This window comes from Companilactobacillus keshanensis (assembly GCF_003946205.1).
GTDB classification, from domain to species: domain Bacteria; phylum Bacillota; class Bacilli; order Lactobacillales; family Lactobacillaceae; genus Companilactobacillus; species Companilactobacillus keshanensis.
Genome location: NZ_RHOS01000001.1, coordinates 125,427 through 138,763, shown reverse-complemented (window position 1 = coordinate 138,763; position 13,337 = coordinate 125,427). Strand labels below are relative to the sequence as shown.

The window sequence follows — 13,337 nt, the reverse complement described above, 5'->3', positions numbered from 1 at the left end:
TTTTTCTGAAAACAACTCTTAATTAGATCTTATAAGTATATATACGAAGTACGGAGCACCGATCAAGGCTACGATGATACCAACGGGAATTTCAGATGAAGCACTGATAAGTTGTCCTAAAGTATCAGCGGCCAACAATAGAAAACTACCTAATATTCCTGACAATATCAATTGATGACTGTGTTTGAAGCCAATAACTCGCCTGGCTAAATTTGGCGTTATAAGACCGATGAATCCGATTCCACCACTGATAGAAACGCTGACGCCGGCTAAGATCACGGCCAAACTTATCAGAAGTATCCGCTCTTTTTTTAGAGAAATACCTAATGATTGAGCAGCGTCGTCACCGAGGTTAAAGGAATCTAAAATGGTTAATTTACTGAAGATAAGGACTGTACAAATTATTAGCCATGGCAATGCAATCAAAATAAATTCCCAACTTGTACCCCAAATACTTCCGGTTAGCCAATTCATGACGAATTGGTAATTTTCGGGTGACATTTTTAAAGTTAATAAGACCATGATCGAAGAAAAACACCCCGATAATGCTACACCCGTAAGTAGTAGGCGGTTAGGAGTTATCCCATCTTTTTTCTTAAAGGAGAATAGAAAAACTAGGAAAGTACTTACTAAGGCACCAACTAACGCTAGGATCGGTAACAAAAACATATGGGCATCTTGATTTTTGACTAGGGCAATAAAGAGCATTACAGCAATACCAGCTCCAGAATTGATACCCAGAAAACTGGTATCAGCCATCGGATTTTGAGTGGTGGTTTGAATAACACTACCGGCAATTGCCAGCGAAAAACCTACGAGTAAAGTAATCACGATCCTAGGCATACGGAAGTCAAAAATTACCATAGATTGAGTATAGGTGCCACGGCCAATAATCAAATTGAAAATATCATTATAAGAAACATTCATCTCACCAGTATTGAGATTTACGGCCATTAATATGACCATTAAAATAATTAAAATTATCAACCAGTAGGACAGTTTTAAGCCTTTTCTCATGCGTTATTGCCGTCCTTTCTAGCTAGATAAATAAAGAAGGGAACACCAACTAAAGAAATTATTAAACCAAATGGCGTTTCATTAGGTGGATTGATCGTTCGAGCGATAAGGTCAGCACAAACGGTTAAATCTGCCCCTAAGATCAACGTTAAAGGGATGATCTGTCGATAATCAGTACCAATCAGGAATTTAGCGATGTGGGGGATGATCAAACCAACAAAGGCCACAGCACCAACTAAGGAAACCGAAATTCCAGATAGAATAACGACGCAGATCAGGGCTAGGATTCTGATAACATTGATGTTTCGTCCCAAGCTTTTGATTGAGTCATCACTCAAATGTAATAGATTCATACTAGGAGCTAGAAATAATAGAATAACTATTCCAATTGCGATCCAAGGACCGAGATTTTTGAGTTGAACCCAACTGACGGCCGAAACACCACCAAAATGCCAAAAAGCTAAATCTTGTTTAAGGTGCAACAAGAGTGCCAATCCTTCACTTATGGCAGTAAAGAAGGCACTGATTGCCATACCAGATAGAACTAAAATCGTAGGGCTCATTTGTGACTTTTTTAACGAGCTGATAACGAAAACTAGTATAGATGTGAAAGCTGCCCCCAAAATTGAGAAGATAGTAGTTCCTTGAGTAGATAAATGAGGAAAAAAGGCAAAACTAACGGTCAGCATTAAAGCAGCACCAGAATTAATACCTAGGATTCCAGAATCGGCCATCGGATTTTTGGTTATGCTTTGCATCAAAACACCACTTCCAGCTAAGGCGACACCAATTAAAACTGCACCTATGACTCGGGGAATACGAATATTTCTGATTATTTGTTGATCAACATTATTTTTTTGGAAATGAAAAATGGCATTAAATACAGTTGAGGATTCATTTTTATTAGCACCAAAACGGATACTTAAAATAATTAGAATTGCTAGTAACAAAAGACTAACAATTAGATGAATAGAGAATTTTAATCTTTGGTTCAAACCGTTTCACCTCGCCAACGGTCATAAGTTAAGATCATAGGTTTGGAGTTATCCTCAATGATCTTAGCGTCGATATCGAAGATGTTTCTGAGATTTTGTTGGGTGATAACTTTTTGAACGGGACCACTGACTTGTAATTGTCCTTTTTTGATGGCAATCAACTGGTCAGAAAATCGGGATGCATGATTTAAATCATGAAGAGCCATGATAATAGTTCGATGCTCCTTTTCGTTCAACTCTTTAATAAGAAGCATTACGTCAAGTTGGTGAGTTAAATCGAGGTAAGTTGTTGGTTCATCAAGGATGATCGTGTCAGTATCTTGGGCAATAGCCATGGCGATCCAGGCGCGTTGTCTTTGACCACCAGAAAGTGTACTAAGACGTCTAGTTCTCAAATCTTGTAGTGAGGCTTTCTCTAAAGCCCAATCAATTTTTTCATGATCTAAATTTGACATAGAAGCAAATCTCTTACGATAAGGGATACGTCCAAAAGTTACAAGTTCCTGAACAGTCAAATCGTTAGCCAAATTGTTGGTTTGGGGAAGTACGGCCATTTCTTTGGCAATATCACTGATCTTCTTTTGAGTAATATTTTGACTATCTAAAAAAACTGTTCCTTTGGAAGGTTTTAGTAAATGGGCGATAGTTCGAATCAAAGTTGACTTGCCGCAACCATTTGGTCCAATCAAAGTCGTAATCTGTCCTTTAGGAATTCTAATTGATAAATCGCGAATGGTTAATTTTTTATCATAACTGACGCAGACGTCTTTTGTCTCGATGATATCCATTTATTTTGCTCCTTTAAAACTCTTTTACATACAGGTGGAATAATTTAATTGTCTAATTGTTATATATTTTAACTCATTGTATTGACATTTGATAACCTTTTCACAGATAATCTAATTATATTTTGAAATTGGGGGAAGGTAATTTTGAAGAAAAGTAAATTTGTAAAAGTCTTGGCATATTTAACACTGCTATTGGCGGTGTTCTTAACGGCCTGTGGCAATAGTTCAAAAGAAAATTCAACTAGAACTTTGACCGATTCCATGGATCATAAAGTTAGTGTACCTACGCATCCAAAGCGTGTTGTAGGAAGTTATTTGGAAGATTATTTGGTAGCTGTTGGTGTTAAGCCGGCTGTTCAATGGTCAGTTAAAAATGGTTCCGGTACTCAAGAATATTTAAAGAAGGATCTAAAAAAAGTTCCTTTGATCGACTATTCTCTACCATATGAGTCTGTAACCAAAGCAAAACCAGATCTTATCTTGATGGGTACAGATAGTGCTGTAGCTAATGGAAAATACAATCAATATAAGAAAATTGCACCGACATATGTTGTTAAAAATGGAAATAACGTCAGTTGGCGAGCACAATTCTTAGATGTAGCCAAGGTAGTCAATAAGACTGATAAGGCTAAGAAAGTTTTGAAGAAATATGATAAGAAAGTTAAATCGGCACGTTCAGAACTAGAGGAATCTGCACCAAATAAATCTGTTGCTGTTCTTTGGGTAACGAACAATTCAGCTTTTATTGTTAGTGACAAATCGGCTAGTGGTTCCTTACTATATGGTGATTTGAGATTGAAAGAACCAGACTTAGTTAAACAGGTTTCCAAAAAGGCAACGGCTGATTGGTCTGCCGTTTCACTGGAAAAACTAGCAAAATTAGATGCTGACTATATTTTCTTAGTTAATAGTGATAAAGGTGCCTCAATGTTTAAGGATCCTATTTGGCAAAACATTTCAGCTGTAAAAAATGATAATTTATTCCAATATGGTGACGATTCCAGTTGGCAATACAAGGGCCCAATTGCCTATACGGAAATGATAGACAATGTTTTGAAAGATATTACTCATTAATCAAAGCAAATAATTATATGTATTAAAAAATAAACATATTATTGTCAATTTTATGTCTATCACTGATTTTGCGAGAAACATTTTTTGTATTAAAGATCGATTTCTACTATATTAAGTATGAACAGGAATATAGGAGGAATATTATGTCTAAAGTATTGATTTTAGGAGCAAATGGTAAAATTGCACGTTTGGCAGAGGATATTTTCTTGGATTCGACCGGTAATAGCTTGAAATTATATCTTAGAAGTCCAGAACGTCTACGTGATATAAAAAATGAATTAGTTGAAATTATTGGCGGGGACGTTACTGATGTCCAAACGTTGGAAGATTCAATGAAAGATGTCGATGTTGTTTATGCTAATTTAGCTGGTGGTAATATTGAGGATCAGGCTAAAGCAGTTGTTGAAGCCATGCATGCTGCAGGCAAGAAACGTTTGATCTGGATCTCAACTTTGGGTATTTATGATGAAGTTCCTGGTAAATTTGGCGAATGGAATAATAGTACACTTGGCAATTACATAACAATATATGCTGCGGCTGCTAAGGTACTTGAAGATTCAGATCTTGATTATACGATCATTCGTCCAGCTTGGTTAACAGATAAAGATGAAGTTGACTTCGAACTCACTCAAAAGGGTGAAACATTTAAGGGTACTGAAGTTTCAAGAAAATCAATTGCACAATTGGTTGTTGATATTACTCAAGCGCCTGACAAACATGTTAGAGAATCACTTGGCGTTAATAAGCCTAATACTGATGGTAACAAACCCGCTTGGTATTAATAATTATATATAGGTAGTAAAAGAGACTCGATCTTTTGATCGAGTCTCTTTTTTTATCTTAAATTCGATTAGTCAGACTGTCTTTACTCTCTTTAAGAACGAAACTGATAAATTCTTCTACCTCTGGTTGTCTGAATCGTTTCTTTAAAGTTGCCATATAAAAGACCCGTTTCCACTTTGGATATGAGATGGGAATTACTCGCAGAGGCATAGTATGTAATAGTTCCATGTCAGGCGTTATAGCGATTCCAAAGTTATGTGCAACAAGTCCTGCCATTGCTTGATCTTCCTCCACGGAATAGACGCCGATCGGATGCCCGCCACTGTCTTCAAACATTTTTTCAATTACTGAATACAGCCCACTTCTTTTTGAAAAAACTACTTGTGGATAGGGAAGCGTCTCACGTAAAGTTAGGCTTGTTTTGTTAGCCAATTCATGATGTAACGGCGTTATACACACCATATTTTGTTCTTCGATCGGATAATAGGCAATATCATCGTATTCCTCCATTCTGGAACAGAATGCTACATCGTATTTTTCTTCTCTGAGCGATTTCAATATATCTGGTGATAAACCTGTGTCACTACTAAATTGGAATTTTATTGAAGTATCGTTTGATTCTTGTTGAAATTTTTGGACGATATTTGGTAGCCATTCAATACTTAGTGTCCGTAAAGCTCCAATTTGAATTAAAGTCTTTTTACTATTTAATTCTTCAATTTCAGAAACACTCCTATCTAATTGTAACAATGCATTTCCGACACCTTTAGCAAATATTTTGCCGGCTGTGGTCAGCGTGACATTCCGACCCTTTTTCTCAAATAATGAAATGTCTATTTCGGACTCTAAAGAATGTATCGCTTTGGTCAGACTGGGTTGTGTAATGTGTAACGATTTTGCTGTTTTTGTGTAGTTTTCGGTTCGTGAAAGCTCAATAAAATAACGAAGATGATCCAAATTCATGTTTAAAACCCCCTTAAAAAAAGTTACGCCGTTCCCTGATAGTATACGGTTTCTCTAAATATTAATAGCTTTTAGTTATAAATGCAATCAAAAAAAGCAATTGGACGCAGTGTATGATACCGGTTACATTGTTAGCTGTAAACAAATACATGTGAAGAAATGAACATGCAAATAGAAAAATATATTTGGAGGAATCAATCATGACACAATCACATCCAATCACAATTAGTTCTTGGACATTAGGAGATAAATGTAGTTTCGAGGATCGAGTAAAGGCTGCCAGTGAAGCTGGTTACGACGGAATTGGACTTCGTGCAGAGACATATGTTGATGCAGTAAATGAGGGACTTTCAGATAATGATATTTTAGCGATTTTAGATAAATACGGAATCAAATGTACCGAAGTTGAATACATCGTTCAATGGTGTGAAGAGCCTAGATCATATGAACAAAAATACAAGGAACAAACTTGTTTCCATATGTGCGAATTGTTTGGAGTAAAACATATCAATACCGGACTTATGGAATCATATTCAGTAGATTTTTCAGCCAAGAAGTTACAGGAATTAGCAAGTCGTGCCGGCAAATGGATCATTGCTTTAGAGCCAATGCCATACAGTGGACTACCAAACTTAGATAAAACATGGAAGATCATGCAAAAAGCAAATTGTGACAACGTTATGATGCTTCTTGATATGTGGCACTGGGTAAGAGCGGGCCAACCATATGATTTATTAACAAAAGAACAGGCTAAAAAAGTTATCTCAATTCAAATTGATGATGCCTATACACGTCCATACGCAGAATCAATTTTACGTGATGAATCAATGCATGATCGCTTGGCTCCAGGAATGGGTGAGATGGACACTGCCGGATTTGTCAAAATGATCAAAGATGCTGGAGTTGATCCTAAAGTTATTGGCGTTGAGGTTATTTCTGACAATTATCTTTCACAAGGTATTGATTACACAGCTGACTATACATACAAGGGAACAGTTAAAGTCCTTGAAGAAGCATGGCCAGAAATTTTGAAGGATGAAGTTAAGGAGTAGAAATATGGCAGAAGTAAAAACAAATACTAAAAGATTTTTACCCACAGCACTAGCGTTGTATTTCGCTTACTTTATGCTTGGAATTGCTTCATCGATTTTGAGCCAGTATAAAGAACAATTTGCTAATGCTTGGGGAGCAAGTAATTTACCATCTGGACTCGTTGATGTCAGTATGGTTGTTTCCGTAGTTGCTGCATTTGGACTAGGAAGGTTGATTGCTTATCCATTTGCCGGACCAGTTTCTGATAAATTAGGTCGTCGTGTCAGTGGTCTTATTGGGACACTTCTATATTCATGCTATTTCTTTGGGATAGCATTCTCACCATCATTTTGGTTTGCATACGCTATCGGTGTTTTGAATGGTATCGCTAATTCATTCTTGGACACTTGTGTATCACCAAGTTTGATGGAAATGTTTCCTAAATCAGCATCGATTGCCAATATATTCACTAAATTCTCAGTTGTTGTGGCTCAATTCTTATTGCCATTCTTTATCGGCTGGGTTGCTATGGCAAATATGTCATACAAGACGATCTTTATTATTTGTGGATTCTTAATGTTAGTTGACGCCTTTTTAGTTCTAGTTTTGCCATTACCAGTAGCAAATGCCGTGGCTGGTGAAGATAAAAACGAAGTTAAGAAAGAGAAACATAAAATTCATTTTACACCAGCCGCCATTGCCGCAATCTTGATCGGATTTACTAGTTCAACAACATTCATGCTCTGGCTGAACTGTAACCAGGAGTTAGGTAAGAGTTACGGACTTAAAAATCCAAGTTCTCTACAATCATTTTATGCAGCTGGAGCCGCTATAGCGGTGCTACTGACAGCTCAATTGATTCGCTTAGGGCTTAAAGAATCAACGGTTTTAGTACTATATCCAACTATTTCTATTATTACGTTATTACTAAGTTACTTTATCCAAACACCAACAATGCTTTATATTGCTAGTTTCTTGATCGGTTATGCGGCCGCAGGTGGGGTTCTACAGCTTGCTACATCAACGACTATCGAATTTTTCCCACGGGACAAAGGTCTTGCAACGTCGTTATGTATGATCAGTTCTAGTGTTGCTAATTACGCCATGTTATCTTTAGCCGCATTTATTACAAAGAGTACTGGTGGAAGTGCACCGAGAATGATAATTTTATTAAACGTCATTATTACAATTGTCGGAGTTTGTTTAGCATTGATCGTTAAAAGTGGTCAAAAGAAAACTGTTAAAGAGGACGAATCTGAAACGGTTGTCGAATAAATTATTGTTTTGAAATTCAGTGGGGACAATTTTGGATCGAGACTCTAAAGAAATTTTAAAACAAGGATAAGAGTTGTGAAGCTTATGAATAGAAAAAAATATCGGCCAAGTTTGATTGCCGCAACTGTTTACTTTAATTACTTTGTTTGGGGTTCTTCGATCTTGATTGTTTCTCAATACAGTCAACAATTTATGCGCCTATGGAATACTAATGTGAAAGGAATTTCAACGGTCATTTCCATGGTAGGTATCGGACATTTGGTGACGGTTATCTTTGCCGGCTGGATGTCAGATAGATTTGGTCGTAGAAATACGATGGTGATCGGGTTAATTGCTAATATCATTTTCTTAATGGGATTAATACTGAGTCGCAACGTTTATATGGCATGCTTCTTTACTCTTTTCTTAGGTGCGGCCAATTCGTTTGATGATTCAGGTGCCTATCCAGCTTTAACAGAAGCATTTCCAACTAAGGCAGCAAGTATGAATTCATTAGTTAAAGCTTGCATGTCTTTGTCACAAACATTATTGCCATTCGTAGTTGCCGCCGTATCAAGTGTTTCCATTGTTTTGCCAATAATGTCAGTTCTATTGTTCTTAGATGTCATTGCAATATTCATGATTAAGTTCAATAAAGATAGGTTGGACCCTGTTGAAGCAACCGAACCAGTAAAAGTAAAAGAGGATCAGTCGGTAGAAACTGAGAAACCAGTAAAAGGTAATCTACCAAAAATGAGTATTGATGGAGTTGGACTGATCATCATCGGATTTACGATCTCATTCACTTTTTACATGTATTCACAATACATTCCACATTTTGGAACTACCGTTTTGAATCTATCTGAAGCAGCATCCAAAGAATTAGTCTCTTGGTATGCCTTATCTTCACTGATCTCAGTATTCATTACTTCTGTGGTTATCAGAAAAGCTCAGCCGTATCACGTTATGATGCTTTATTCCGCCATAGCGGGATTGTTCTTAGTTTTGATGATAACTTTTCCAAGTTATTTACTAGTAAGAATTACGAGTATCGTCATCGGTTTCTTTGCCGCTGGTGGTATTTGGCAGGTAGGATTAACAATAATTTCACAATATTTCCCTGATAAAAAAGGGAAGGTCACAGGATATTATAGCTTTGCCGCCGCTCTAACTTATTTCGTTGGACCATTTGTTTCTACGTTCATTATTGATGACACGGCACAAAGTATGATCCATGTTTTCGCCATTGATGCGACAGTAACAGTAGCTGGCGTTGCAGTGATGTTGTTTTTATTCTTTAGATGTCACAAGTATCATTTTATTCACGAAAAATAATCAATAACTTTTAGTTATAGGTTTATAAAAATATAGTAATTGGACTTAACACGTGACAGAGCTTAAATTGTACTTGTAAAGTTTTTCACGTGAAGGAACGAACAAGAGAATATAAAAATCAATTTGGAGGAATCAATCATGACAAAATCACATCCCATTACAATCAGTTCTTGGACATTAGGCGACAAATGCAGTTTCGAAGATCGTGTAAAGGCAGCTAGTGAAGCAGGTTACGACGGAATTGGACTTCGTGCAGAAACATATGTTGACGCAGTTAACGAAGGACTTTCAGATGATGATATCCTAGCTATCCTTGATAAATATGGAATCAAATGTACCGAAGTTGAATATATTGTTCAATGGTGTGAGGAACCAAGATCATACGAACAAAAATACAAGGAACAAATGTGTTTCCACATGTGTGAACTGTTTGGAGTAAAACATATCAATACTGGACTTATGGAATCATATTCAGTAGACTTCTCAGCTAAGAAATTACAAGAATTAGCAAGTCGTGCTGGCAAATGGATCATTGCTTTAGAGCCAATGCCTTATAGTGGTTTACCAAACTTGGACAAGACTTGGAAGATCATGCAAAAAGCAAATTGTGACAACGTTATGATGCTTCTTGATATGTGGCACTGGGTAAGAGCGGGACAACCATACGATCTATTAACAAAGGAACAAGCTAAGAAAGTTGTTTCGATCCAAATTGACGACGCATACACACGTCCATACGCAGAATCAATTTTACGTGATGAATCAATGCATGATCGTCTAGCTCCAGGAATGGGCGAAATGGATACAGCCGGATTTGTCAAAATGATCAAGGATGCTGGTGTAGATCCTAAGGTTATCGGTGTTGAAGTTATCTCCGATAATTATCTATCACAAGGAATTGATTACACAGCAGATTATACATACAAGGGAACAGTTAAAGTTCTTGAAGAAGCATGGCCAGAAATTTTAAAAGAAGAAGTTAACGCTTAGTTAAAAAGTAGGAGGAAATATTATGAGTGATAGTTGGTTAGGATTAGACGGAAAAGTTTGTGTTGTAACAGGTGCTGTTGGTGGTATGGGTACTAAGTTCTGTGAAGAGTATGCAAAACAAGGCGCATCAGTAGTAATGGTCGATTTATTAGAAGACAAAGTTAATGATTACGCTAAGAAACTTCATGAGGAATATAACGTACCAACATTAGCGGTTAAATGTGACACTACTAATGAAGATGAAGTTGATGCAGCGGTTAAGAAAGTTGTTGATACTTTTGGAAAAGTCGATGTCGTGCTTAATACAGCTGCCATTTTAAGATTTTCTCCACTAGAAGATCTTCGTTTGGACGAATGGAAGACTTCATTAAATGTTAATGTAACCGGTTACTTCTTAATGTCACAAAGATTTGGTAAAGTGATGATCGAACAAAAACATGGAACATTGTTACACATTTCAACAATTGCTTCACGTTTCCCAGAAACATACAGTGCTGGATATAGTACAACTAAAGCTGCAGTTAACATGTTGTCACGTCAAATTGCCGCTGAATGGGGCCAATACGGAGTGCGTAGTAACTGTATCCTTCCATGTTTTGTTAAGACACCTTTGTCAGCTGGATTCTACAGTGATCCCGAAGTTGAAAAAGGTCGCAAGCGCCTAACTGCCAGTCGTAGAATCGGTACGATCGATGATATTGCTAACGCAGTTATGTATCTATCGAGTGATCGTTCAGATTACACCAATGGTGGAGAGTTAACAGTTGAAGGCGGATTTGGAATTATGATGGGTGATATGACACCAAAGCCAGGTGGCCGTCGTGGATATGCCGTTGAACATCATCAACCTGCAAAAAAATAAAACCAACCTGCAAACATAAATAAAAACAAAACAGAGACAAGAGATTGTCTCTGTTTTACTAAAGAGGAGTTAGTAATCATGGAAAAACATATCTCAGGAACAACAGGCTTATTCACACTTTTAGGAACACCAGTCGGACATTCTGGTTCACCCGCAATGTATAATTTCAGCTTTCAAAATCAAGGTTTAGATTATGCATATATGGCCTTTGATGTTAAGAAAGAACAAATGCCAGAAGCCATTGAAGCTTTGAAATTATTTAAGGTTAGAGGTTCAAACGTTACGATGCCATGTAAGACCGTTGCCGCATCACTTGTCGATGATCTTTCACCAGCCGCTAAAATTATTGGAGCTATCAACGTGATCGTTAATGATGATGGAAAATTAACAGGTCATATTACTGATGGAATTGGATTTGTTCGTAATCTTAAAGAAAATGGTATCGACATTAAAGGTAAAAAATTAGTTGTTATTGGTGCCGGCGGTGCCGCAACCGCTCTTCAAGTACAAGCCGCTCTTGATGGAGCAAAATCAATTTCAATTTTTAATCAGGACGATGAATTCTTTAGTAATGCTGAAGAAACAAAAGAAAAACTGGAAGATGAAACACCAGAAGTAGACGTTGACGTTTATCCATTATCAAATCAGGAATTACTAAAGGAAGAAATTGAAAATGCAGACATCCTAGTTAACGCAACTATCGTTGGTATGAAGCCATTAGATGGTCAATCATTAGTTGATAAATCAATGTTACGTTCTGACTTGATCGTTGCCGATACAGTTTATAATCCATTAAAGACTAAATTGATCGAAGATGCTGAAGAAATTGGTGCTAAAGCCATCCCTGGTAAAGGAATGTTGTTGTGGCAAGGTGCTGAAGCATATAAATTGTTCACTGGTAAAGAAATGCCAACTGACGAATATCAAGCATATGAAAAAGAACAAGCAAAGTAAGTTAATGATTGAAAGGGTGCGTTAATTATGGAAAAATGGATCGATGGCAGAACCAGAATGTTAGGTTTATTCGGTACTCCGGTATCACATTCCGGCTCACCCGCAATGTATAATTTTAGTTTTGATCATGCAGGTATTAACTATGCATACTTGGCATTTGATATAACAGCAGAAGAAATGCCCAAGGCAATCAGTATTATGAAAATGTTTAACATGCGTGGCGCTAATATAACGATGCCATGTAAAGGTGTGGCCGCTCAATTGGTCGATAAGTTATCACCAGCCGCTGAACTTATCGGAGCCGTCAATACGATTGTAAATGACGAAGGGGTTTTGACAGGTAATAATACTGATGGCGCTGGCTATGTTGCCAATATTAGACAAAATGGTGTAGAACCAGCAGATAAAATATTTACGATCTTAGGAGCTGGAGGTGCTGGAACGGCCATTGCAGTCCAAGTAGCCTTGGATGGTGCTAAAGAAATTCATATCTTTAATCCCAAAGATGATTTCTTCTCCAATGCTGAGAAAATGGCCGATAAAATAATGGCAAAAGTTCCTGATTGTAAAGTAACCGTTGGTGATATTAATGACGAAACCGAACTAAAAGCTTCTATTAATAGTAGTGATGTTTTGGCCAATGCTACAAAGGTAGGTATGGCTCCAAATATCGACGATACTAACATTACTGACACAAGCGTCTTTCGTGAAGATTTGGTTGTAACCGACACAGTTTACAATCCAACGGAAACAAAGATGCTACAAGATGCAAAGGCTAAAGGCAGTAAAGTAATCGGTGGGCAAGGGATGCTCGTTTGGCAAGGTGCCGCAGCATTCAAACTTTATACCGGTGAAGATATGGCCGTTGAAGATGTTAAGAAATTGTTCTTTTAGGTGATTGTGGGCGATTCTCGAAAGAGGGTCGCTTTTTTTGATATAATAAAATTGATAGTATTACGGAGGTTGCAAATGAGTTATTCATATGAAGAAACAATCAGTAAATTAATTAAGTTTAGAGAATCTAAAAATTGGAATGAGTATCATAGTCTTATTAATCTTTCACGTGCTTTAGGAATAGAAAGTTCCGAGGTGGAAAAAATATTCCTTTGGAAATCCAAAGATGATGATCTTTCTAATGAAGATAAAGAAAATTTAAAAATGGAACTTGCTGATGTTTTAACATATGCATACTATATGTGCGATAAATTGAATGTTGATCCAAATGAATTAGTTATTAAAAAAAATGATGTTAATCAACATAGAAGTTGGGATTTTTCTAAGAAATAGGTG

At 36.9% G+C, this 13,337-nt stretch carries 14 protein-coding genes; 10 read left to right on the top strand and 4 right to left on the bottom strand.

What is annotated here, in order from left to right:
* Positions 1-18: 18 nt before the first annotated feature.
* The 3 genes from EKM64_RS00685 to EKM64_RS00675 are packed head-to-tail and all read right to left on the bottom strand — an operon-like array spanning position 19 to position 2,800.
* Positions 19-1,017, bottom strand: a complete 999-nt coding sequence (locus EKM64_RS00685; protein ID WP_125674553.1) for a FecCD family ABC transporter permease — start codon at positions 1,015-1,017, stop codon at positions 19-21.
* The gene (locus tag EKM64_RS00680) at positions 1,014-2,012 is read right to left on the bottom strand and encodes a FecCD family ABC transporter permease (RefSeq protein WP_125674551.1); all 999 of its coding nucleotides are present in this window, start codon (positions 2,010-2,012) and stop codon (positions 1,014-1,016) included. The genes EKM64_RS00685 and EKM64_RS00680 overlap by 4 nt, the downstream gene beginning before the upstream one ends.
* Entirely contained in the window at positions 2,009-2,800 is a 792-nt protein-coding gene (locus EKM64_RS00675) for an ABC transporter ATP-binding protein (RefSeq protein ID WP_125674549.1), read from the bottom strand. The genes EKM64_RS00680 and EKM64_RS00675 overlap by 4 nt, the downstream gene beginning before the upstream one ends.
* Positions 2,801-2,941: 141 nt before the next feature.
* Between EKM64_RS00675 and EKM64_RS00670 the strand changes: the two genes are divergently transcribed.
* Entirely contained in the window at positions 2,942-3,874 is a 933-nt protein-coding gene (locus EKM64_RS00670) for an ABC transporter substrate-binding protein (protein WP_125674547.1), read from the top strand.
* Positions 3,875-4,017: 143 nt separating this feature from the next.
* Positions 4,018-4,656: an SDR family oxidoreductase gene (locus EKM64_RS00665; RefSeq protein WP_125674545.1), complete on the top strand. Its 639-nt coding sequence runs from the start codon at positions 4,018-4,020 to the stop codon at positions 4,654-4,656.
* Positions 4,657-4,714: 58 nt separating this feature from the next.
* Here EKM64_RS00665 and EKM64_RS00660 read toward each other — a convergent pair whose 3' ends face one another.
* Positions 4,715-5,620 (bottom strand): LysR substrate-binding domain-containing protein, encoded by a 906-nt coding sequence (locus tag EKM64_RS00660; RefSeq protein ID WP_125674543.1) that lies wholly within the window; start codon positions 5,618-5,620, stop codon positions 4,715-4,717.
* A 200-nt stretch (positions 5,621-5,820) separates the two neighbouring features.
* On the opposite strand from EKM64_RS00660, the gene EKM64_RS00655 reads away from it, so the two are divergent.
* From EKM64_RS00655 to EKM64_RS00620, 8 genes are all read left to right on the top strand, one after another.
* The gene (locus EKM64_RS00655; RefSeq protein ID WP_125674541.1) at positions 5,821-6,672 is read left to right on the top strand and encodes a sugar phosphate isomerase/epimerase family protein; all 852 of its coding nucleotides are present in this window, start codon (positions 5,821-5,823) and stop codon (positions 6,670-6,672) included.
* Between the two features lie 4 nt (positions 6,673-6,676).
* On the top strand, positions 6,677-7,927 hold the full coding sequence (locus EKM64_RS00650) for an MFS transporter (RefSeq protein ID WP_125674540.1): 1,251 nt from the start codon (positions 6,677-6,679) through the stop codon (positions 7,925-7,927).
* A gap of 84 nt (positions 7,928-8,011) precedes the next feature.
* Positions 8,012-9,241, top strand: a complete 1,230-nt coding sequence (locus EKM64_RS00645; RefSeq protein ID WP_125674538.1) for an MFS transporter — start codon at positions 8,012-8,014, stop codon at positions 9,239-9,241.
* Positions 9,242-9,379: 138 nt separating this feature from the next.
* Positions 9,380-10,231 (top strand): sugar phosphate isomerase/epimerase family protein, encoded by an 852-nt coding sequence (locus EKM64_RS00640; RefSeq protein WP_125674536.1) that lies wholly within the window; start codon positions 9,380-9,382, stop codon positions 10,229-10,231.
* A 22-nt stretch (positions 10,232-10,253) separates the two neighbouring features.
* Positions 10,254-11,093, top strand: a complete 840-nt coding sequence (locus EKM64_RS00635; RefSeq protein WP_125674534.1) for an SDR family NAD(P)-dependent oxidoreductase — start codon at positions 10,254-10,256, stop codon at positions 11,091-11,093.
* A gap of 78 nt (positions 11,094-11,171) precedes the next feature.
* Positions 11,172-12,047 carry a shikimate dehydrogenase gene (locus EKM64_RS00630; protein WP_125674532.1) on the top strand — a complete coding sequence of 292 codons (876 nt, stop codon included), beginning with the start codon at positions 11,172-11,174 and terminating at the stop codon, positions 12,045-12,047.
* 27 nt (positions 12,048-12,074) lie between these two features.
* Positions 12,075-12,941: a shikimate dehydrogenase gene (aroE, locus tag EKM64_RS00625; protein ID WP_125674530.1), complete on the top strand. Its 867-nt coding sequence runs from the start codon at positions 12,075-12,077 to the stop codon at positions 12,939-12,941.
* Positions 12,942-13,016: 75 nt separating this feature from the next.
* Positions 13,017-13,334, top strand: coding sequence for a MazG-like family protein (locus tag EKM64_RS00620; protein ID WP_125674527.1), 318 nt, complete (start codon positions 13,017-13,019; stop codon positions 13,332-13,334).
* Positions 13,335-13,337: the final 3 nt, after the last annotated feature.

Bases quoted from the DNA above. Each gene is read 5' to 3' on its own strand.
- EKM64_RS00635 (WP_125674534.1), top strand. From the start codon at position 10,254: ATGAGTGATAGTTGGTTAGGATTAGACGGAAAAGTTTGTGTTGTAACA.
- EKM64_RS00630 (WP_125674532.1), top strand. From the start codon at position 11,172: ATGGAAAAACATATCTCAGGAACAACAGGCTTATTCACACTTTTAGGA.
- EKM64_RS00675 (WP_125674549.1), bottom strand. From the start codon at position 2,800: ATGGATATCATCGAGACAAAAGACGTCTGCGTCAGTTATGATAAAAAA.
- aroE (WP_125674530.1), top strand. From the start codon at position 12,075: ATGGAAAAATGGATCGATGGCAGAACCAGAATGTTAGGTTTATTCGGT.
- EKM64_RS00685 (WP_125674553.1), bottom strand. From the start codon at position 1,017: ATGAGAAAAGGCTTAAAACTGTCCTACTGGTTGATAATTTTAATTATT.
- EKM64_RS00645 (WP_125674538.1), top strand. From the start codon at position 8,012: ATGAATAGAAAAAAATATCGGCCAAGTTTGATTGCCGCAACTGTTTAC.
- EKM64_RS00620 (WP_125674527.1), top strand. From the start codon at position 13,017: ATGAGTTATTCATATGAAGAAACAATCAGTAAATTAATTAAGTTTAGA.
- EKM64_RS00665 (WP_125674545.1), top strand. From the start codon at position 4,018: ATGTCTAAAGTATTGATTTTAGGAGCAAATGGTAAAATTGCACGTTTG.
- EKM64_RS00660 (WP_125674543.1), bottom strand. From the start codon at position 5,620: ATGAATTTGGATCATCTTCGTTATTTTATTGAGCTTTCACGAACCGAA.
- EKM64_RS00655 (WP_125674541.1), top strand. From the start codon at position 5,821: ATGACACAATCACATCCAATCACAATTAGTTCTTGGACATTAGGAGAT.
- EKM64_RS00650 (WP_125674540.1), top strand. From the start codon at position 6,677: ATGGCAGAAGTAAAAACAAATACTAAAAGATTTTTACCCACAGCACTA.
- EKM64_RS00640 (WP_125674536.1), top strand. From the start codon at position 9,380: ATGACAAAATCACATCCCATTACAATCAGTTCTTGGACATTAGGCGAC.